The 21,276-nt window shown below is 42.6% G+C and carries 16 protein-coding genes; 3 read left to right on the top strand and 13 right to left on the bottom strand.

What is annotated here, in order from left to right:
- Positions 1-74 precede the first annotated feature (74 nt).
- The 3 genes from QZZ43_RS03180 to QZZ43_RS03170 form a co-directional block, all read right to left on the bottom strand.
- Positions 75-1,394 (bottom strand): sodium-dependent transporter, encoded by a 1,320-nt coding sequence (locus tag QZZ43_RS03180; RefSeq protein ID WP_291856185.1) that lies wholly within the window; start codon positions 1,392-1,394, stop codon positions 75-77.
- A gap of 81 nt (positions 1,395-1,475) precedes the next feature.
- Positions 1,476-2,555 (bottom strand): class II fructose-bisphosphate aldolase, encoded by a 1,080-nt coding sequence (gene fbaA / locus QZZ43_RS03175; protein ID WP_291856183.1) that lies wholly within the window; start codon positions 2,553-2,555, stop codon positions 1,476-1,478.
- A 160-nt stretch (positions 2,556-2,715) separates the two neighbouring features.
- Positions 2,716-5,040 carry a BamA/TamA family outer membrane protein gene (locus QZZ43_RS03170; RefSeq protein ID WP_291856181.1) on the bottom strand — a complete coding sequence of 775 codons (2,325 nt, stop codon included), beginning with the start codon at positions 5,038-5,040 and terminating at the stop codon, positions 2,716-2,718.
- A 91-nt stretch (positions 5,041-5,131) separates the two neighbouring features.
- On the opposite strand from QZZ43_RS03170, the gene QZZ43_RS03165 reads away from it, so the two are divergent.
- Positions 5,132-5,890, top strand: coding sequence for an RNA methyltransferase (locus tag QZZ43_RS03165; protein WP_291856179.1), 759 nt, complete (start codon positions 5,132-5,134; stop codon positions 5,888-5,890).
- On the opposite strand, the gene QZZ43_RS03160 is transcribed toward QZZ43_RS03165, so the two are convergent.
- The 4 genes from QZZ43_RS03160 to purL form a co-directional block, all read right to left on the bottom strand.
- The gene (locus tag QZZ43_RS03160) at positions 5,868-7,442 is read right to left on the bottom strand and encodes an NAD(P)/FAD-dependent oxidoreductase (RefSeq protein ID WP_291856177.1); all 1,575 of its coding nucleotides are present in this window, start codon (positions 7,440-7,442) and stop codon (positions 5,868-5,870) included. The two genes, QZZ43_RS03165 and QZZ43_RS03160, sit on opposite strands and share 23 nt — an antisense overlap.
- A complete protein-coding gene (locus QZZ43_RS03155) occupies positions 7,442-8,152 on the bottom strand; it encodes an outer membrane beta-barrel protein (RefSeq protein WP_291856175.1) in 711 nt (236 codons plus the stop codon). Before QZZ43_RS03155 ends, QZZ43_RS03160 begins: the two co-directional genes overlap by 1 nt.
- 49 nt (positions 8,153-8,201) lie before the next feature.
- Complete coding sequence (ubiE, locus tag QZZ43_RS03150) at positions 8,202-8,903, bottom strand: bifunctional demethylmenaquinone methyltransferase/2-methoxy-6-polyprenyl-1,4-benzoquinol methylase UbiE (protein ID WP_291856173.1); 702 nt, start codon at positions 8,901-8,903, stop codon at positions 8,202-8,204.
- A gap of 155 nt (positions 8,904-9,058) precedes the next feature.
- A complete protein-coding gene (gene purL / locus QZZ43_RS03145) occupies positions 9,059-11,290 on the bottom strand; it encodes a phosphoribosylformylglycinamidine synthase subunit PurL (protein ID WP_291856171.1) in 2,232 nt (743 codons plus the stop codon).
- A gap of 273 nt (positions 11,291-11,563) precedes the next feature.
- On the opposite strand from purL, the gene QZZ43_RS03140 reads away from it, so the two are divergent.
- On the top strand, positions 11,564-12,319 hold the full coding sequence (locus QZZ43_RS03140; protein WP_291856169.1) for an SDR family NAD(P)-dependent oxidoreductase: 756 nt from the start codon (positions 11,564-11,566) through the stop codon (positions 12,317-12,319).
- A gap of 245 nt (positions 12,320-12,564) precedes the next feature.
- Here QZZ43_RS03140 and QZZ43_RS03135 read toward each other — a convergent pair whose 3' ends face one another.
- A complete protein-coding gene (locus QZZ43_RS03135) occupies positions 12,565-13,779 on the bottom strand; it encodes a serpin family protein (RefSeq protein ID WP_291856167.1) in 1,215 nt (404 codons plus the stop codon).
- A gap of 305 nt (positions 13,780-14,084) precedes the next feature.
- On the opposite strand from QZZ43_RS03135, the gene QZZ43_RS03130 reads away from it, so the two are divergent.
- Positions 14,085-15,161, top strand: a complete 1,077-nt coding sequence (locus QZZ43_RS03130; RefSeq protein ID WP_291856165.1) for an Ldh family oxidoreductase — start codon at positions 14,085-14,087, stop codon at positions 15,159-15,161.
- A gap of 214 nt (positions 15,162-15,375) precedes the next feature.
- Here QZZ43_RS03130 and QZZ43_RS03125 read toward each other — a convergent pair whose 3' ends face one another.
- The 5 genes from QZZ43_RS03125 to QZZ43_RS03105 all read right to left on the bottom strand — a co-directional run.
- On the bottom strand, positions 15,376-16,119 hold the full coding sequence (locus tag QZZ43_RS03125) for an NADPH-dependent oxidoreductase (RefSeq protein WP_291856163.1): 744 nt from the start codon (positions 16,117-16,119) through the stop codon (positions 15,376-15,378).
- Positions 16,120-16,168: 49 nt separating this feature from the next.
- Positions 16,169-16,696: a TlpA disulfide reductase family protein gene (locus QZZ43_RS03120; protein WP_291856161.1), complete on the bottom strand. Its 528-nt coding sequence runs from the start codon at positions 16,694-16,696 to the stop codon at positions 16,169-16,171.
- Positions 16,697-16,962: 266 nt separating this feature from the next.
- Positions 16,963-17,820 carry a hypothetical protein gene (locus QZZ43_RS03115; RefSeq protein ID WP_291856159.1) on the bottom strand — a complete coding sequence of 286 codons (858 nt, stop codon included), beginning with the start codon at positions 17,818-17,820 and terminating at the stop codon, positions 16,963-16,965.
- 267 nt (positions 17,821-18,087) lie between these two features.
- Positions 18,088-18,867 (bottom strand): MBL fold metallo-hydrolase, encoded by a 780-nt coding sequence (locus QZZ43_RS03110; RefSeq protein ID WP_291856157.1) that lies wholly within the window; start codon positions 18,865-18,867, stop codon positions 18,088-18,090.
- Between the two features lie 431 nt (positions 18,868-19,298).
- The coding region (locus tag QZZ43_RS03105) for an endonuclease (protein WP_291856155.1) at positions 19,299-21,276 on the bottom strand (1,978 nt) is incomplete at its 5' end.

The raw sequence follows: 21,276 nt of genomic DNA, 5'->3' as shown, positions 1-21,276 counted from the left end.
TTGAGAAAGATAATACATAACCCGCACTATATCAACAATAAGACTGGTTTTTCAAAATTTATCCCTGGAAGATCTCAAATCCATCCCAGTCCGTTCAGGAAAACCAATGCAATGGCAATGGGAGCCAAAAATTTAATAACAAATTGAAATCCTTTATAGTAACGTGCCTTGCGACCATCGGCTTCGATTTCCAGCCGGGGCATATTCTTCTCCATGATCCACCCCACAAAAACCACCACCAGAAAACCACCAACCGGTAACAAGATATTAGAAGAAATATAATCGAATGCCCCAAATGAGGAATCACTGAAAGCACAAAGAATAGCCAGGAGAGACATAATTCCTGCAGCAATCCAGGTTGCCTGCTTTCGGCGAAGTTTTAGTTCTTCGGTAAAATAAGCCACCACCACTTCGAGTAAAGATATTGAAGAAGTAAAGGCAGCAATACTCAACAACACAAAAAAGAGTAATCCAAAAATATATCCTCCTGTCATTTGGTTAAAAATATTGGGCAATGTAACAAACACCAACCCGGGGCCCTGATTGGGAGCCATACCAAACGCAAAAGCAGCTGGAAAGATAGCAACCCCCGCAAGGACCGCAATCAGCGTATCGGCAAGCGAAACAGAAAGAGCTGTACCACCCAGACTTTCGTTCTTTTTTATGTAAGAACCATAGGTGACGATTACTCCCATCCCGATACTGAGAGAGAAAAAGGCCTGTCCCAGGGCTTCGAGTATCACATCAGAATTAAGCTTGGAAAAGTCAGGATTAAATAGAAAATTCAGCCCTTCCATTGCGCCATCAAGGGTAACAGCTCTCACGTTTAGAATGAGAATAATCAAAAGCAGAAGAGGCATTAGAATTTTAGTGTATTTTTCGATGCCTTTTTCAACACCGGAGCTCACAATATAGGCCGTTCCAACCATAAAAAGCAGTGTCCAGAAGACAGACCAGCCTTTAGTAGACTGAACTCCTTCAAACACCTGTATCAATTGTTCAGGGGTATTTCCGGCCAGAACATTGGTCACAGAATAATATACATATTGGAGTGTCCAGCCGGCCACCACCGCATAAAACCCCAGAATCAGGAACGCAGCTCCAACCCCCATCACACCAACCAGATACCATGGTTTACCGGGAGCGAGTTTTCGAAAAGCACCAAATACATTAAGTTGTGCATTTCGACCAATCAACAGCTCGGAAATCATTACCGGCACGCCAATCAAGATAACAAACAACAAATAAACCAGAAGAAAAGCACCACCTCCGTTTTCGCCAAGCACATACGGAAAACGCCAAATATTTCCAAGGCCGATTGCGGAGCCGGCTGCAGCAGCAATAATTCCAAATTTTCCTGAAAAAGTATCTCTGGAAGGTGTGTTGTTTTGCATGGTAGGAAAGTAAAAAAGAACAACTAAAAAAACCCCCACACAATCGTGGGGGCTTGAAATATTGAACAAATAAAGTGCATCTTACAATACATCTACACAGTTAAGGGCTTTGAAGGCCAATTTCAGGCGCTCAACCACAGCCTCTTCTCCTGCACGCAGAAATTTCCGGGGATCGTAATACTTCTTATTCGGCTTATCTTCCCCTTCGGGGTTACCAATTTGAGCCTGCAGATAATCATGATGCTTGGCTTCGTATGCACGAACACCATCCCAGAAAGCCCACTGGGTATCGGTGTCGATGTTCATTTTGATAACACCATAACTAACTGCTTCCTGAATTTCAGCATCTGAAGAACCTGATCCACCGTGGAATACAAAGTTAACCGGCTTCTCTTCTGTTCCGAATTTCTTAGAAATAAAATCCTGAGACTTCTTAAGAATATCAGGACGCAATACAACATTACCCGGCTTGTAAACACCATGAACATTACCAAAAGAAGCAGCAATGGTGAAGTTAGGAGAAACTTTCTTCAACTCTTCGTACGCAAAAGCAACTTCCTCAGGCTGAGTGTAAAGAAGGGCGTTGTCAACATTGGTATTGTCAACACCATCTTCCTCACCACCGGTGATTCCAAGCTCGATCTCAAGCGTCATATCAATTTTGCTCATTCTCTCAAGATACTTTTTGCAAATATCAATGTTCTCCTGAAGAGGCTCTTCTGAAAGGTCGAGCATATGTGAACTGAACAAAGGTTTACCAGTCTCTTTATAGAACTTCTCACCTTCGTCAAGCAATCCGTCAATCCAGGGCAACAGTTTCTTGGCAGCGTGGTCGGTATGAAGAACAACAGGTACACCATACGATTCAGCCAACAGGTGAACGTGCTTGGCAGCAACTACAGCACCTTTGATAGCAGTTTCCTGTCCTTCACCATCGGCAGCCTTACCTGCATAAAAAGCAGCACCACCATTCGACAACTGGATGATTACAGGAGCCTTGGAAAGTTTTGCAGCTTCCATCACAGCGTTAACAGAGTTGGATCCAACAACATTTACTGCGGGAAGAGCAAATTGGTTTTCGCGGGCAACCCGGAAAATTTCCTGAAGGTCTTTACCTGCAGCAACACCTGGTTTTACAACATCCAAAATTTTTTCTTTCATAATTACAATTATTTGATAAGATGTAAAATTAATAGCTTATTAAAAAACATAAAGATTTGCAACAAAACGTAATCAAATAATACAAAATCAATTACAAATCCGTGCAAATTTAAAAATAAAATAGGAAAAAAAGCAACCCATCAGGAATTTCCACCATGAACTAAAACGGATAGCCAATAGCAAAGTTAAAGCCAACATCGTTCCACGTCCAGGGTCTGTTAACCGGAATCCAGCGCTCACCCGAGGGAAGAGACGGATCATGAGTTTTGAGCCCTGCATCAAACCGGAAAATAAAGTAATTGAAGTCAAAACGTGTTCCAATCCCTGTACCAACAGCTAATTGCTCAGCAAACTTATCAACCTGGAACAATCCTCCTTCCGGACTGGCATCCGCCCTGATACTCCAGATATTTCCCACATCCAGAAACAAGGCCCCTTCGAGAATCCAAAACAACTTAAAACGATATTCCAGATTGAATTCCAACTTGATATCGGCGGTTTGATTATAAAAGCGCGCACCTTCTTCGTTGTAACTTCCGGGCCCCAGCCCCCTTACAGGCCAGGCTCTAATGCTGTTGGCCCCTCCTGAGAAATAACGTTTCTCAAAAGGCAACACATCCAGGTTGCCATAGGGGTAGCCCACTCCTGCAAAAACTCGCCAAACCAATGAAGTATAACGGTCGATACGGTTATTAAACCGCAGATCCACATCAGATTTAATATACTGGGCATAGCGCACCCCCAGTAGCTCATCATAATCCTGTTCAGAATCCTTGTTCCACATTCCTGAGACTGATGCCAAAAGATTTCCTGCAGATTCCACATTAGCCCTAAAATACCAGAAATCACGGCTTTGTCCCAGAACCTGTTGATTCAGCAGAAACGAATAGTTCATATTCATTATGAGGTGATCCTCATAGGTATATCTCAAAAAAGTGTTACGGATTCTTTCCCAAAAATCATCATTCACCTGGGGAATACTCACAAAGTTGAACTCAATCGGATAAAAGGAATGAGAAATATACCTTGAAGATTTCCAGTTATACCCCAAGCGTGCATTTGCGATGGTTCGGGTATAGTCAGGACGCCGCTGGTAGTTGTATGCCAGCCCGATATTAGTTTTCGGATTGTATCGCTGCCGGAACTGCTCAATACGCAGGGGTAGTAAAAACCTGGGCAAAACCAACGAAGCCTCCGCCCCCAGTTCCAATGTATTAAACTCCTCGGACGAAGTACGTACAAACTGGTTTTGTCGTGCCAAACGTGTATTAAAAGTAAAAAACTCACCACCACGCAACAAGTTCTTGTGCTGATAGGTAAGATTACCGGCAGCACCAAGGTTGCCCGAGGAGTTGGTGCCTTCAATATCGAAGGAGATCGATTGCGATTTTCCGGGGGAAAGACGGATGAGGCAATCCAGAAGCGGAGTGCCATCCACATCGACCTGCCCGGTTTCCCGAAAACGGATATTGATGTACTTAAACAATCTCAATCCGCTAAGCAACTGATGGGTTCTGCTGGCCAAACGAGCATTGTAAAAGTCACCGGGATGAATATAACTTGAACTGGACAACAATTCGGGTTTAAACGAAAGTTCTTCTGTGAAGATTACAAATATATCCTTGTATTCTAAAGTATCAGTTCCGACAGCCATGTTGCTGCTGTCAGAATCAAAGACATCAGAGGTGCCTATACCAATATGAAAAAGGACATCATTGATTTTATACCTGCGGTGATGTTTCTCTCCAAAAGCATCTTCGGGACTAACCACCACCATAGAATCAATCACCTGATGATTTCCGACTGTGGTATCGGATCTGAAATAAATAAACTCTTCAGAAAATTTGTAAAAACCCTTGCTTCTCAGGTTCTCAGAAATTCGTTCTCTCTCACGCTCATGCAAATTAACGGTGAAGGGACGACCAGGCCGCAAAAAAGTAGAAAGAGAATCTCTTAAAATTTCATCCCGGATGGTGTCATCTTCGATTCTATAACGAAGGTCTTTCAAATAATACCTGTTACCGGGATTAATGTCATAGGTCACTTTAACTTTCTTTTTCCCCGAGTATAAAGCTGTATCGCTTACAGATGCCTGAAAATAACCCTGATTTTTCAGAAAAAGTGAAATCTGTTTTGAAGATTGAGTAGCCAGGAAAGGATCAAAAATAACCGGCTCCTCCCCGATTTTGCGCAGCCATTTATTGATGCCCTTATCACCATCACGTCCCGAAAGATTGTAAAGACCAAGGTAGAATTTCCATACTCCCAGAAGTTTGGTATTCTCCTGCTGTCTGATATAAGGATTTAATTGTTCCTTGCGGACATCGGCCCCTCTGTTCTTTACCTTTACATTGGTCAACAGATATTCGCCCTCCGGAACAAATTTGGTAGAAGAACACCCTGAACCGAAAAGAAGTACCAATCCGACAATAAACGGAATAAGATTCCTGAAAAAACCTATATTTTTAATTATAAATGTAATCACAATATAATTGGGAATTCATTTTTCCTGACAATACAAAGAAACCAAATATATCGGTTATAATTATATTTTTGCAAACAAAGAAAAAGCCAAAATGGTAGGACATACAAAAAAAAAATTGATTTCTTCGCTCTCACAAAAAAAATATCGTGATAAACATGGTCTGTTTGTTGCCGAGGGCCCAAAGCTAATCAATGATTTACTGATTAGCAGAATGCAGCCGGAGTTAATTTTTACCACCGATGCGTCTCAGATATCCCCAGAGGCATCAAACTCCATTATAGAAGTGATTACTCCTCAGGAACTTCAAAAACTGAGTTTTCTAAAAACACCCCAAAATGTTCTCGGGGTATTCAAAAAGCCATTTCCAAAGTTCAGGTTCGGTCAACACTCGAGTCAGTTATCTCTTTGCCTGGACGGCATCCAGGATCCCGGCAACCTGGGAACCATCATCCGACTAGCCGATTGGTTTGACATCCGTACCATCGTTTGCAGCGAAGATACTGCAGATGTTTTCAATCCCAAAGTGGTGCAGGCATCTATGGGTGCTATAGCCCGCGTTAAAATCATTTATACCGACTTACCTGATTTTTGTCAGAAATCGGTAACAGAACTCAACATGCAGGTTTTTGGCACCTTCATGGACGGCAACAACATCTACACTATGGATTTACCTTCGTCAGGACTAATAATCATGGGTAATGAAGGCAGGGGCATACGTCCTGAAACAGCAAAATTAGTAACCCAACGAATAACCGTTCCATCATTTTCGGATGGAGGCATGGAGTCTTTAAATGTGGGAATTGCAGCAGCGATCGTCTGCTCCGAATTCAGGAGGGGCTCAAGTCTTTGAGCTGACGGGCAACCGCTTCCGCACATCTCTCGCCGTCGATTGCAGAAGATGCTATTCCGCCAGCATATCCCGCTCCTTCTCCACAAGGAAACAATCTTTTAATGCTGATATGCTGGAAAGTATCTTTGTCCCGGGGAATCCTCACCGGAGAAGACGTTCTGGACTCCGCACCCAACACAATGGCATCCCCATCCAGATAACCGTGGGCCCTTTTTCCGAAAAATTTAAACCCTTCCTGCAATCGTGTGGAAATATGCTCCGGCAAAATAAAGTGCAGAGGAGCCGACACCGTTCCGGGAACATAGGAGCATTCGGGCAAATCGTAAGAAAGACGCTTCCCAACAAAGTCCACCAGGCGCTGAGCAGGAGCAATCACTCCCTGACCACCATTAACCGCACACAGTCGTTCCACATCCTGCTGATATTTCAAGCCCGCCATTGCGCCATACTGATGATATTCAGGTATATCTTCCGGTCTGATTTCCACCACCATTCCACTATTGGCAAAGGGGGAGTTCCTGCCGGATGGAGACATCCCGTTAACCACCATCTCATCGGCGCTGGTCATTGCGGGAACAATAAAGCCCCCGGGACACATACAAAAAGAGTAAACGCCTCGTTCACCCACCTGGTGCGAAAAACTATAAGACGCAGCAGGAAGATAGTTGCCTCTTCCTTCTGGAGAATGATACTGAATCTGATCAATAAGATCCTGCGGATGCTCTACCCTGACACCCATAGCCCATGTTTTGGCCTCCAGTTCGATGCCCTTCTCATTCAACAACCAATAGATATCGCGTGCCGAGTGACCCGTAGCCAGAATAACGGCTTTCCCGGTAATTTTTGTTCCATCGGCAATTTCCACTCCCACAATCTCATCTCCCTGCAGAAGAAAATCAACCACTCTGGAGTTGAAAAGGAACTCACCTCCGGCTGCAATAATGGTCTCCCTTATATTCCGGATAACCCGTGGCAACCGGTCGGTGCCGATGTGGGGATGTGCGTCAATCAGGACGTCGTCTGACGCGCCATGAAAGTGGAGGATTTCCAGAAAATTGCGAAAGTTACCCCGCTTTTTACTGCGTGTGTACAACTTTCCGTCAGAGAAAGTTCCGGCACCTCCCTCACCAAAGGCATAATTGGAGTCTTCATTGAGTTGCTCATTTCTGTTGAGCAGGGCAAGATCTTTTTTTCTTTCCGAAACCTCCTTTCCTCTTTCAATCACAATGGGTTTGAATCCCAGTTCTATGAGTTTCAATGCGGCGAATAAACCTCCCGGGCCTGCACCGACAATGACCACTTCCGAAGCGTTGACAACATTGGGCCAGTGAAAAGATACGGGTTCATGGGCCGGCATCGGCTCGCCGGTCCACACCTCCAGGTGCACCTGCACCATCACCTGGCTTTGTCGGGCATCAATTGAGCGACGCACCACCCGTAAACCGGTAATTTTTCCGGGAGATAATTTCATCTTCCGGGCTGCTATATTTTTAAAGAATTCCTCCTGCGACGCCTGTTCAGGCGTAAGTCGTAAAGCTACTTCCTGCTTCATTATTCAAAATAAAAAGAAAAAACAAACAAACGCGATGACAGCCTGTCAAGCACATCGGTATAGAAAACATCCTCAGGTTCTCCGGTTCCTCCGGGATTCAGCACATTCCTAAGACCTACAGAAATTTTAATCTCAGTGGACAACCTGAAATAGTTCAAATACATATCCACGCCGGTTCCCAATTCCAGATACAAATCGTTGGATTTGAGGCTGAGTCCGTCGTTTTCGGTTTTGGCCAAATCGATACGAGGGTTAATACCACCAATCAAATAGGGTTTAAAATTGGTCATCCGATCGCCGCTGAATTTAATCAACAACGGAAACTCCAGAAAAGTAGATTTAATCTCCAAAGGTGCCTGATCCTGTTCTCCGTCCTGGATGTAAAGCAAATCGCGCTGCCCGAAACTGATTCCGGGCAAAAAACGTAGATTCAGATTTTTGTTCAAACGCAAACTGGAAACAATACCGATATTTACCCCGGGATTCAAACTGACCACCTCCGCGTAGCGATTTTCCAATCCGTCCGGGCGATCTGCCGGCAATTTGTGGCGAACTTTAAAGTCCATGGAATTCAGGCCTATCAGGAACCCAAAATGCAATGGTTTATAGTCAAAGGCAGGCAAATTGGGCACCTTCTTTTTCTTCTCCATCTGAGAAAAAGAAGGGGCCTGAAAGACCAATAAACAAACAAATAGCACGAACAGTCGCAAGAGCAAATTATTTTTCAGCCTAACGGAAAAAACATGCAGATTATTGCTTTTACTTTTTGACAGACACATAAATGGTCGCTATTCCAAAAGTTTGGGGAATCGATTTCTCAGGTTCCAGACCTGCCGCGCGAAGCTCATTTTCAAACCCGGTACCTTCGGGAAATTGAAGTACAGATGCCGGCAAATATTTATAGGCATCCTTATCATTCGAAATCATCCCGCCCCACCATGGCAATATACGGGTAAAATAGAAATGATACAATTGCTTAAACGGGAAACTATGAGGTTTGGAAAACTCCAACACAATCAGTTTTCCACCCGGACGCATCACCCTTTGCATCTCAGCAAGCCCCTTGCCCAGATTCTCAAAATTTCGCACCCCGAATGCCACCGTTACCGCATCAAAAAAATTGTCATCGAAAGGCAGATTCTCAGAATCGGCTTCTTTCAACTGAATGGTCATGTGGAGTCTTTTTTGCAGAACTTTCTTTCGGGCTACCTCAAGCATCTGAGGAGATAAATCGATCCCATAGACTTCCACTGGATTTATTTTACAAATCTCCACAGCCAAATCACCTGTCCCTGTGGCCACATCCAAAATAAGAGGAGCTTTCAGGTCTTTGAGCAATTTCACCACATTTTTTCGCCAGATTCTATCAATTCCAAATGAAAGCAGCCGATTGAGCAAGTCGTAACGAGGCGCTATCCGATCGAACATGGATCGAACCTGCTCTTTTTTACTGCTTTCCAAGTTTTTATATGGTTTTATCATTCTGTAAATTATATGAGGCCAAAAATACAAACCTTTTTGAAACTAGAATAGGAAGAGTGCTGCGAAAAACAAATCAACAGCAATCTTCCTAAATAAAAAATCAATAGTCCCTTCCAGTAACCTCCTAGTTTTTTTTATACCTTTCCTTCGGCCCACCATTTCAGCCGGTTCTCGAACTTGGCTTTTATCTCCTCCACAAAACCGTAGGATTCATCATCTACCCTGATTTCACCTCTTGTTACATGGCCCAGAATAGAAAACGGCATATCTTTTCCCATCATAAAGTCCACAAAGTCGTCTTGTTTCTCAGGAGATACCGAAACTATCACACGCCCCTGTGACTCTCCAAAAAGGAAGGCATCTCGACGTACTTCAGCATCAGAAGTTATGTCGAACCCATAGTTGAGAGGAATTCCGGATTCCAGAAGAGTGAAGAAAAGTCCGCCATTGGAGATATCGTGAACAGACCTGGCCAGTTGATGATCAACCAGATCGCTAATAATAGCCTGGAGTTTTTTCTCTTCTTCCAGACTGAAATAGGGTGGTAAAGAAACATCCACTCCATGTACTGCCCTGAGATACTCAGAACCATTTATATCGTCGCGTGAACGCCCAACAAGGAAAATCATATCCCCCTTATGCTTAAAGGACAAGGTTGTATGCTTATTCACATCCTTGAGCACTCCCACCATACCTATAACAGGAGAAGGGATAACCGGAATAATTTGCCCTTCTACAGAACGCTGATTGTAGAAGCTGACATTTCCACTAACTACCGGGATGTCGAAAAATTTACAGGCATCAGCAATACCTTTCACTGAATCCACGAAATCGGCATAGGCTTCAGGGTCGTAAGGGTTTCCAAAATTCAGACAATCGGAAACAGCCAAAGGAACACCTCCGCCACACACAATGTTTCGCATAGCCTCTGCCACGGAAATACGAGCACCATTGTAGGGATCGGAAGTAAAATAAGAGGGGTTGCTATCTACAGTTGCCAACAAAGCTTTATCATTACTTCCCAATTCAATAATTCCTGCATCGGACGGGAACTTGGTGCTTGTGGATTCTTTACGCAAAGTTTTAGAAAACTTGCGTGTCAGCCATTTCTTAGAAGTAACGTTAAGCGACTTCATCATACTTTCCACGGCGGCAGGATAATGATCCGGTTCAGGGAGGTCATCCACTTTAATGGATTCAGGAAACTTTCTTTCCGTCGCTGTTTCACGCTCATAAACCGGGCCCATTTCGGCCAACCCCAAATATTTCACAGGAAATTCGATTTCAGAAGTCCCGTTGATTCCGCACTTCAATAACTGGCTATCGTTCACATTCCCCACGATTCCCATGGTCAGTTTCCCTTCCTCCACAATCTTCCTGATTTTCTCTTCATTTTCGGGGGTTATACAAATCAACATCCTGCCCCATGTTTCGGAAATCAGGATTTCACGAAGAGTCATATCCTTTTCGCGCATAGGCACCAGATCGGCATTAAACTCAACACCACTGTTTCCTCGAGCTGCCATTTCAGTAAGCGCCCCAACGATCCCCTGAGCCCCAATGGTCTGAACACCAATCACCAGTTTATCATCAATCAGCTTTCGTAAAACCTTGTAAAGGTGTTTTTCCGATTCAATATCCCGCATTTGTTCCAAAGAAATACTCTTCGTCTCCTTATCTGAAATTTTATCGGCCACAAAAGCGTCACTATCTATGCCATCACGACCGGTAGGAACACCAATCACTGCCACCAGATTCCCGTTTCCTTTGGCAACAGCCGATACCAGCCCCCCTTTGTTTGCAATACCAATCGACATGGTGTTGACAATAGGATTGGTGTTAAACGCTTCGCAGAAAAACACTTCTCCTCCAATCACAGGCGTTCCAAATCCTTTCTCAAAATCAGCAATACCATTTACCACCTCATCAAAGAGCCACCGCGCAGTATCGCGATCAGACTTACCAAAACGCAAAGAATTTAACAGGGCAATAGGTTTGGCACCCATAGAAAAAATATCCCGGTTAACAACACGCATTCCGGTTGATGCCCCCAAACGAGGTTGAACGGCACAAGGATGATTATGCGACTCGAGTTTAAAAACAGCGACCTGACCATCTCCAATATCCACCACTCCGGCGCTTTCCTGCCCCGCTTCCACCAATACATTTTTACTTTTAGTAGGTAATAACTCCAGCCATTTCCTTGAGTTTTTATAGCTGGCATGTTCGGACCAGAGGATGGAAAAGAGTTCCAATTCCAGTTTATTGGGGAGTCGTCCGAGAATGGATTCGATTTTTTCGAATTCTTCAGAAGTCATATTCAACAACTCCGCATCGGCAATTGTAGATAGGTCTTTATGGTTCATAGAAATACAATTTTTCAGATTATTGAGGGTTGGGACTGTTAAAGTTAGCAAAACATTCAAAAATAATAGTGAGCCCCGGTTTTTATTCGTAAAAAAACAAATCATGTTAGCATTCGAGGAGACCACATGCTTCAGATTCATTAAAGACTCAAAGGTATTCAAAAAAACACCTCTTTTACACGATTATCGAAACCACCCGAAATTACTCTGATTTTTGATATATTTGACATTGAAAATAGAAAAAAATAACCACAAAACAAATTGGACAATATTATGAATAAGATTGCTTTGGTAACCGGTGCCACCTCAGGAATCGGGAAAGCCTGTGCTGCTATGCTGGCAAGAAACGGATACAATCTCATTATTACCGGAAGAAGAGAAAACCGACTAAATGAACTGGCACAAAAGCTGAGTAACAATAACGTAGAAGTAAAAACACTCGTGTTTGATGTTCGTCACAAAGAAGCGGTGGAGAATGCCATTTTGTCTTTACCGGAAGAATGGAAATCACCAGATATTCTGATAAACAATGCCGGACTGGCCGCAGGGGCCGATCCCATTCAGGATGGAGACTGGATGGACTGGGAGCAGATGATTGACACCAACGTTAAAGGATTGCTGGCGGTTAGCAAAGCTGTAATGCCCGGAATGATAAAGCGAAAAAAAGGCCACATCATAAATGTGAGTTCCATTGCGGGTTCGGAAGTCTATGCCAACGGAAATGTTTATTGTGCTTCGAAACATGCCGTGCACGCCATCACCAAGGGAATGCGCATTGACCTGTTACCACACAATATTAAGGTGTCGTCCATATCACCCGGTATGGTGGAAACGGAATTCTCGATGGTGCGCTACCATGGCGACAAAGAAAAGGCAGACAAAGTTTATGACGGAATTACGCCACTCTACGCGGAAGACGTGGCCGATGCAGTGGAGTTCATGATTACCCGCCCGGCGCATGTTAATGTCAACGATATGCTACTGATGCCCACAGCTCAGGCCAGCGCGGTGTATAACCATAGGGAATAGGTGCCGTAGGTATTAGCCCTTAGCTGATGGCTCATAGCTGGTAGCTGGCAGCTCTTAGTTGGATAATTCTGGCTTGGAACTGCGAAAAGAACAATCCTGAGATGCCCCTATTAAGAGGAATTCAGATTCCTGAAAGAGCGAAAGAAATTTGCAAGCAACTCTTTGAGACATGGAACCTGAAGCATTATAGGGATGTGACAGTTAACTTATCGTTCTTGCCTTTAAGAGTTGCTTACAGTTGAACATCACAAAGGATTTTCAATTTTTCCGGAGAAGAGAATAGCACCGCTTTTCTCTTCTCCGATAGCAAAGAAAAATGGGCGATCAACTCTGAATTCGGGCAATTCAGGACCTACAGAAGTAACAACCATACCCACACTGGTGGCCGCCGCTGCCTCGGTACCTTCTTCATCCACTTTAATGTAAGTTTTGTGGTTGACTTTGCTAATAAAAACAGGTGCATCGATCATGTTGGAAAAATCAGCGCTGAATAAGGAGAAAGGGAGTTCCATACCCATACTGATTAAATTGGAATTCAGAAGATACTTACATTCCACTTCGAATCGGGGCATGAAAAGTTTTAGATTTCGCTCGTTCATATTTTCCGAAATGGAAGCCCACTTCTCAGTGGTCATATTTTCAATCACCTGATCTACCGTAGTATCACCTTCGGGGAGAGCTACAATCATGAAGAAAGAACCATCACCGTACGGCATTTTTACAGCCCGGAGATCAGCATCCGAAAAATATTTAATTTCCAGTTCCTGATTCATCATAGGAACCTGTACCACAGAACCATCGAACAAATAGAAGTCCTGGTCCCGTGTATCCGATTTATCGAACTGATACTGCCATTTCCCCAGAAAATAAACAGCATTCACCAGAAACATATATTGTTGATCGCTGATTTCATCTATGATGGTGGGAATCTTCCCCCTGGTTTTATCCTTTACCCAACTGTTAATAAGATTTTTAGTCCTTTCCTTATCGGAAAAATCCACGCCACGAAAAGCTGCATCATAATATTTTTCAACAACCTCTCCAAATTCCTTTTTAGCAGGCAAAGATTCCTTATACCAGACCGAATTGGCCACCTCAATATCAACATTAGAGTCGGCTGATTTCAATACTTCCCTGATATTTTTAAAAGCCGAATTCATCGTCTCCACCTCGCCAAAATCCATCACCTCCAGCATCTGGTCAAGTGTTTCACCGTCAGCCCCGTTGGTGGTCATCCCCAAAGCCTGAGCAACACTAAAAGAAGAGATCACAACATTCTCACCCGCTTTGGCATCCGCATTAACGGACTCAAGGAGTTCCCACCCAAATCGGTCGGTAGCTTCCAATACTTCGAGTGATTTCAGGTCAAAATCTTTTTTCACAGGTTCCTCATCATTATCGAACCAGCTGCAACCGGTTAAAAATGTTATCATTAGTGTGATGATGAATACTCGTATCATGATGGTATTTTTTGAAGTTAAATGATAAATAAAAACCACAGGTGAACGGTTAAAGAAAAGAGATTGCTTCACTTGGTTCGCAATGACAGGCATTAAAATGATATTACCCACCTCATCCCGTTAAAATGGGGTCGTTACGAGTGAACCGAAGCAATCTAAATCTCAATTTTTCAATTGTCCCCGGACAAAAGCGATTAAAAACCAAAAATTAGATGCAAAAAAATGAATTTGGTTGCGTTTGTCAACTATAAATAATTGTATTTTAGCACCGTCTCCTTCTTACCGACACAAGAAATATAATCTTTATGCTCATTCCTTCAATTTACCTGAAAAAATTTACCACAGAAATATTTAAAAAGATAGGTGCTTCGCCCTCTCAGGCTGAAAGAGCTGCAGATGTTCTGAACGCTGCAGACCTTCGGGGAGTTGACTCTCATGGAGTGGCCCGGCTAAGCGGATACGTTCGTCTTTGGGAGCAAAAAAGGCTGAATGCCAGCCCTGAACCAAAGATAGTTCATGAAACCCCTTCAACTGCAGTAATAGATGGGGACCAGGGCCCTGGTTTAATGGTAGCTCCGGAGGCCATGAAAAAGGCCATTGAGAAAGCCAGGGTTGCAGGAACAGGATGGGTAGCTATCCGCAACAGCAACCATTTTGGCATTGCCGGATATCATGCCATGCTTGCTTTGGAACACGACATGATAGGCATTTCTCTGACCAATGCAAGTCCTTTGGTCTCCCCTACTTTTTCTAAAAGCAGGCTGTTGGGCACCAATCCCATTGCAGTAGCCATCCCTGCCCTGCATCAGCCCCCGGTGGTAATAGATATGGCCACCACACCTGTTGCCAACGGCAAACTGGAAGTTCTAAATCGACAGGGAAAAGACATTCCTGAAGGCTGGGCTCAGGACAGAGACGGAATCTCCTCTAATGATGCGGAAGTACTAAAAAAAGGAGGAGCAATGTTGCCGCTGGGTAGCGACCGGACACATGGCAGTCATAAAGGCTATTGCCTGGGTGCCATGGTGGATATTTTCTCCGGAGTGCTTTCGGGAGCCAATTACGGCCCATGGGTTCCTCCGTTTGTTGCTTTCCTGGAACCACCGGCTCATCAGGTTGGTGAAGGCATCGGACATTTTATCGGGGCCATGCGTATTGATGCATTTCGGCCGGCTGGTGAATTTAAAGAAGAAATGGATCGCTGGATTGAAACATTCAGAAATGCGGAACCTGTTATTCCCGGACAAAAAGTGCTGATACCCGGCGATCCGGAGCGTGAACTGGAAAAGGAACGACTTGCCAATGGAATTCCGGTTTTAGAGTCTGTAATAAAAGACTTAAGAGAGCTGGGGCAGCAAATTGGGGTTCGGTTTTCGCACTAACCGAAGAACATTAGATTGATTGAGAATGGAGGTTATGGACTAGAGTCCAGGAAATCAGAGTAGAAAAAATCAGGGAATGCTGTTTCACAAAATAACACCGGGGTTTGTGATGTGAAAAAGTTAAAGCCACACACAATAAAAACAGACGACACAATAATTCGCAAAATAAAGCAGTCAGGGTTTCACTGCGTGTGAAGCCCTGACTTATTTTTTTCTATTTCAGAAAACCCTGTTTTTTCAGGACGTCCAGATAAACTTTACTGAAATGTTCGTTATTCGCCTTCGTGTACCGAATATCGGTAAATACCTGAGCTAAAGTTTCCTTGCTGTTTTCGGCAACAAACTGCTTATTGGCCTCAAGGTCTTCCTTCTCTGCATAAAGACGGTCAATATCCTTTTCAGAATAATCCTTGTAAGTTTCCTGATGCACCACTGCCTCTAATGGCAAACGCTCCACTTGCTCCGGATTTTCATCGGGCCAGCCAAGTGTGACGGTAGCCACGGGTACCACTCCTTTAGGCAAACGGAGGATATCAATGATTTTATCGGCATTGTAGGTTACTGTCCCCAGATAACAAACACCTAACCCTTTTGATTCTGCAGCCACACAAACATTTTGTGCCACCAACAGCGCATCAATGAACGCAGCAACAAACGACTGAAAATTGTCGTATCCCGGCTCCGCATTGCGCTGACGACACCATTTATTGAACCGGTTAAAATCGGCACAGAAAGTCAACGATAAAGGAGCGTTCTTAAAAACAGGCTGCCCAAAATGGGTGGGAGCCAGCTTTTCCTTCATTTCTTCATCACGGGTAACCACGATACTGTAAACCTGCATATTTCCGGTGGTGGAAGCACGGGTACCGGCATTAAGAATTTCATTCAGGAGGGCATCATCAATAGATTGGTTGGTATATTTACGAATTGTTCGATGATTTAGAAGTACATCCATCATAATAAATTGCTTTTGTGCAAAACTACAAAAAAGATTCGCGATACAACATTTAGTCCTTGTCGTCGGCAGAAATCAAGCGGTCTAAGATATCAACCATTTTACTAAACTCTTCCTCAGAAAATCCAACCGAAGCATAAACAATTTTACCCCTGGCATCCACGATGTAATTACGTGGAATATAGCTGGTAGCAAACTTTTCATAGATGCTTTTATTTTTATCGCCATACACCGGAAATCCGAGATTTTTACTTTCCTTAAATGCAGCAACCTCGACAAAGTTATGGCCCCTGCCTATTGCCAGCATCTTAAAGTTGTTCTTATCGTTGAATTTCTCCCATACATCCTTTTGAAGAAATGGCATCTCCTTGAGACAAGGGCCGCACCATGTTGCGAAAAAATTAATCAACACCACGCTTCCCTTGAAATCGGAAATACTGAAAGAGTGCCCATTCTGGTCAATCGAAAATTCAGGGACCTGCTGCCCTTTTTTAACAACATCGTAATTCTGGCTGAATGCAGATAATGAGAAAATTGCAGCAATAAAAAGAATGGTTAAGCTAAAAATTAATTTTTTCATGGTTTTTGTTTCAGTTTTAATCCTGTTTTTTGTTCAAAGGTTTCCGGAATTGCATTCGGTTTTAAAAATTATGCGAACAAAAATACGATAAAATGTTACTATTATCCGGAGAAACATTTTTTTTGAAAGAAGATTGCGCTATGACACCGTTCTACAGATCCTAGGCAGGTCTATTAATAGAAAAAGGGGCGAAAGGTTCTGCAACCTTCTCTTCCAAAACTTCTATTAATTGAAATGGATAATCCCGTTTAATTTTGTAGGTTTTTTTAAAGATTATTGTAAAAAGTATAACGCTCAAAAAAATGTTCCACATCCTTAATCTCCTGCAAGCCCAGGATCCAACAAACTTCAGAAAGGTCAGAAAAATCCATTCCCCCTGCCGCAATGGCCTCATTGTTGTAACGTCCCTCTTTACCATTATATTGGTTGGCTAAATCCATTGCAAGTTGCCATATTTCGAGCAATTCCGGATTCATCATACTATTATTCAACTGAATATTTTCAAGCGACCGGAATCCCGGTGTTCCGTTTCCAACGGCATTTCCATCAGGAATTTTGTGATAATCAGCATTCGTTTTCACAAATTGCAGACATTCCGGAGTAGTTACTTCCTCATTCCAACTACTGTGCTGAACCACATGAAAGCGTTGAGAAGTATTTATTTCAGGAAAATCAGTCTGAATAGCTTTTATCAAAGCTGCCGAAAAATCAGATTGGCCGGCATCTGCAATCCAGATATCTCCATTGTTTGCAAGGATGGGCTTCACAACAACTTTGACCTTCTCAACAGCCTTTTCAAAATTCTCATGGGCATCGGTCCAGTTGTTTCCAAATGCCTCCTGAAACAATGCATTAGGAGGAACATACAAACCATCCTGAATCCCATAAGCACCCGCCACTGCATGATAGTTCATTTTGTAAAAGGATGAATCGGACATCAAAGTAACTAAGGCTGCCACTGTATGAAGATCATCCACATCAGTTTTACAATCAAATTGAACTAACAATAAGTCCTTTTCGATGCTAAAGCTTCCTGCTATTGAAGACCCATTAGCCAATGTGAAGCTGCTATAGGACATTAATAAAGTTACTGCTACGAATAACACTAGTGTTTTTAACTTCATTTTTTTTAGACTTTTAATTGCAATGCTCTGTAATCCCGAAGATTCGGGATTACAGACAGTTGATATTTACTCCATTACAAAACCATACATGCAGGCCACAAATCACTCATAATATTAACCACAACATGCAGAACAATATGGTGCCGATGTTCTGCTTCCCGGGGCACCAATGCAGTCAGCCAAAACTCCAACCCGTTGTGATTTCATCAGGCAGGACGGGGCTGTTAATGTCTGGTTTTTATCATTTCTTTTTCCTACATTTTTTTCTTAAAGTTTTATTCCAAAATTCTGATAGGAAAAGATACCACTTCCATGTTTAAGTTTACCCATATTGTACAAGTCAGTGAATGCTCTGTCCATGTCTTTAATTATTGATAATGGAACCATTAAGTCATGATGTGCTGGTAAAATTTTTCTTATCGGTAACGGCAACAATTTTTTTATTGAATTCATATAGGCAACCGGGTCTGTTGACGGGTAATACGCAAACAATTCCCCGATATAAACTAAATCACCTGTGTACAAATATCCTTTACTTTTTTCGAAAAAGCACATATGCCCCGGGGAATGTCCAGGTGTGTGCAAAACTTGTATTGTCCGTCCTCCCAATTCAATTAAATCGTAATCTTTAAGCACTCTTGACGGAATTCCTTCAAAAAGAAAATAATTATTGACATCAAAATCCTTTGGGAAATCGCACGGCTCTTCTATCAAGAAATTGCGCACCTGTTCTAATGTCAAGGGAAATCCTCCGTTAATCCATTCTGTTTCTGCTTCGTGTACATAAAAGTCAGAAAAATATTTATGTCCGCCAAAGTGGTCATAGTGTACGTGTGTTGTAACTACAGTAACGGGTTTATCTGTCAGTTTTTGTACTTGGCTCCAAATATTATCAACTCCAAGTCCCGTGTCAATTAATAGACACCTTTCTGTTCCATTTAAAACGTAACAATGAGTTTCTTCCCAGTGCTTATATTCACTTATCACAAAAGTATTATCATCAATTTGCTCAATCGTAAACCAATCTTCCTCGTTGTTTTTTCCCATTTTTAATAATACTTTTTATTGTTGAGCGATGAATGAAGGTGCAGTTTTCTCATTCTTCAAAAAAACAGGTATTCATGGTTATTCAGATTCCGGAATCGTTAAGGGAAAATGCATCTTAAAATGAAAATTCGAGATTTTTAGTATCGATATCTCATATCATGCAGACAAATATAAGCATAAGAGCTCTTCAGATTCCGTTTTTTTCAATTATATATAGCATACCCAAGCGACGTAAGGTTCAAAAAGATTTAACCATAAAAATAGTAATTTGTCCGCATTCATTAGCAAAGCATTTCTCTTTTGTAGAATATAATTTGTCTACGGCAGAAGATAGGAGAAATAAAAAAGCAAAGATCCTTTAAGGGATATAGCAAGCAAAGAGGCTACCTTTTCGTCAGGGTAGCCTCTCTTTTTTTTCAATTTTAGACCACTTATTCTTTGAGGAATCTGCCGGACAATGTGTTTTCTGCTTCCCCAGTTTTGTATAAATAAATACCTGGAAGGAGATTGGAGATGTTTAATGAATGATGGCTGAGGTGGTCAGATAGTACCAGCTCACCGGTAATACTATAGATAGCAACGCTGCAGTTATCCGAAATTCCTGAGAAAGTTATTCTATCAGCTGCTGGATTGGGGAATACACTTACATTCAATTCGTATTTCCCTTTTTCATAAATAGCGGTTGTTAAATTAAAGACCTGTTCTTGCTTTTGTCCATAAATATAGTCTGCCAGGTTTGGAAGATCAATGAACGGATTCCGGTTTTGTTGCCACTCGTAAACAACATTATTGCGATGCATCTCATAATCGTCCGGAATGTCTGTGTCATCCCATAAAAGCAAGTCTTCTAAATCTCCGAGTTCGCCTACTGTCGAATTGTCCGGATTGTCTGGGACTAAACTTAAGTCGTCATATCTTAAGGCCATATAAAACAGACCTCTTGCTACATCTCCTTTCCAACTTCCCGCATTCCCTGTTGATCCGGTATATTCGCCACTATCGTCTCCATAGTCTTCATTTCCACGGCTAGAGTTTACCGAAGAATCGGCAGGTCGCAGAGCATGGGCATCAGCATGAGCATGAGCTGTATAGGAAGAGCCAGTCGTCATATAAACATTTATTCCGTCGGCATAGGTTGAAGTGCCATCTGAAAAGCCTCCCCGGGATTGCGGGTAGATGTGTTCCCGGTTCCATTTTCCGATACTAGACCCGGAGCCTTGTTGCTCTGATTTGGCTCTTCCTGCCTCCGAATAAAGCATCCAGATTTCATTGTTGTTTTCAGGGTTTTCATCCGCTTCTTTTAATATATCCCATACATCTCCATAAGTTTGTGCACGAACCACGGACGAATTAGCAATAATGCTTACAATCTCATCTATTAAGGCTTGTCCGGACAATCCGTCAAGAGTACTGTAATAGTCGGCCGGAGCTGTTGAAGAAACATTTGAATATGTTGGATTTATGGGGGTTCCAAAATTACTAACTTCAAAATCATTATCCTCTATGGTAACAGAATAATTGTCATTAAAGGCTTCGTAAAATTCGTTTAGGTTTACCAAAGAAACAGTCATGGTTTCATTTCCTTCGTTTTCTGCATCGTCTGTTATCGTAATTGAGGAAGAAGATGTTGAGTTGCCTGCGGAAACGATGGCTGACAGATTTCCTGAATAATCGTTTTGGTCAAAACTCCCATTGGTCAGGCTGAAGTTGATTGTCAGATCTTCCGATACACTTTCGGATATGGTAAATGTAATATCAAATGTTTCACCTTCTGTATAGGAAGTTTGCTCGGTTGAAATGGACACAGATGGAAGTTGAATCCCACCTCCTGAGTTTAATTTTCCGGGAGTGGGTTCCTTTGCTTCATAAGTTCCGTCATCCTTTCTTTGATTTGAATGATTGTCTTTGTCTCCGTTTGCACCTTCATTATATTGGATAGATTCCCCTAGTCCGGACAGGAGACCGCTATCGTCCGAATCATTCGTGTCATACACAAGGGCATCCATGAGGTTTGTTTTCGTTGGTGGAGTTCCGGAAGGAAAATCGCTGGCATTGGCCTGATATAATGCTACCGCATCAGCTCCATTTTGAATGACATTGGAGGTACTGGAAAATACCAGGTCTGGGGAAGGAGAAACTCCTTCAGTCCCCAGGACAAACAGCCCGTTAGCATCAGATGAATAGCCATCCAAATCAAAGGCATCATAACTTTCGTCGTTACTTCCGTTGAACAATACTACTACATAGCCATCCAGAGGGAAATTGGGAGCATCAGATTTAAGTTCAATGTATTCCTCATAATCATAACTTGGATTGTCAGCATCAACTTCGTTGATAACAATTTGTGCCCGGGAAAAGAATGAAAAACACAACGCCCCGAATAAAAGTAAAATTTGCTTCATAAAAAGA

It is taken from the genome of Marinilabilia sp. (assembly GCF_016278715.1).
Taxonomy (GTDB): Bacteria; Bacteroidota; Bacteroidia; order Bacteroidales; family Marinilabiliaceae; genus Marinilabilia.
Note: the sequence above shows the minus strand (reverse complement) of the source record. Positions and strands in the feature narration are given on the sequence as shown.

Bases quoted from the DNA above. Each gene is read 5' to 3' on its own strand.
- QZZ43_RS03180 (WP_291856185.1), bottom strand. From the start codon at position 1,394: ATGCAAAACAACACACCTTCCAGAGATACTTTTTCAGGAAAATTTGGA.
- fbaA (WP_291856183.1), bottom strand. From the start codon at position 2,555: ATGAAAGAAAAAATTTTGGATGTTGTAAAACCAGGTGTTGCTGCAGGT.
- QZZ43_RS03165 (WP_291856179.1), top strand. From the start codon at position 5,132: ATGGTAGGACATACAAAAAAAAAATTGATTTCTTCGCTCTCACAAAAA.
- QZZ43_RS03160 (WP_291856177.1), bottom strand. From the start codon at position 7,442: ATGAAGCAGGAAGTAGCTTTACGACTTACGCCTGAACAGGCGTCGCAG.
- purL (WP_291856171.1), bottom strand. From the start codon at position 11,290: ATGAACCATAAAGACCTATCTACAATTGCCGATGCGGAGTTGTTGAAT.
- QZZ43_RS03140 (WP_291856169.1), top strand. From the start codon at position 11,564: ATGAATAAGATTGCTTTGGTAACCGGTGCCACCTCAGGAATCGGGAAA.
- QZZ43_RS03135 (WP_291856167.1), bottom strand. From the start codon at position 13,779: ATGATACGAGTATTCATCATCACACTAATGATAACATTTTTAACCGGT.
- QZZ43_RS03130 (WP_291856165.1), top strand. From the start codon at position 14,085: ATGCTCATTCCTTCAATTTACCTGAAAAAATTTACCACAGAAATATTT.
- QZZ43_RS03125 (WP_291856163.1), bottom strand. From the start codon at position 16,119: ATGATGGATGTACTTCTAAATCATCGAACAATTCGTAAATATACCAAC.
- QZZ43_RS03120 (WP_291856161.1), bottom strand. From the start codon at position 16,696: ATGAAAAAATTAATTTTTAGCTTAACCATTCTTTTTATTGCTGCAATT.
- QZZ43_RS03115 (WP_291856159.1), bottom strand. From the start codon at position 17,820: ATGAAGTTAAAAACACTAGTGTTATTCGTAGCAGTAACTTTATTAATG.
- QZZ43_RS03110 (WP_291856157.1), bottom strand. From the start codon at position 18,867: ATGGGAAAAAACAACGAGGAAGATTGGTTTACGATTGAGCAAATTGAT.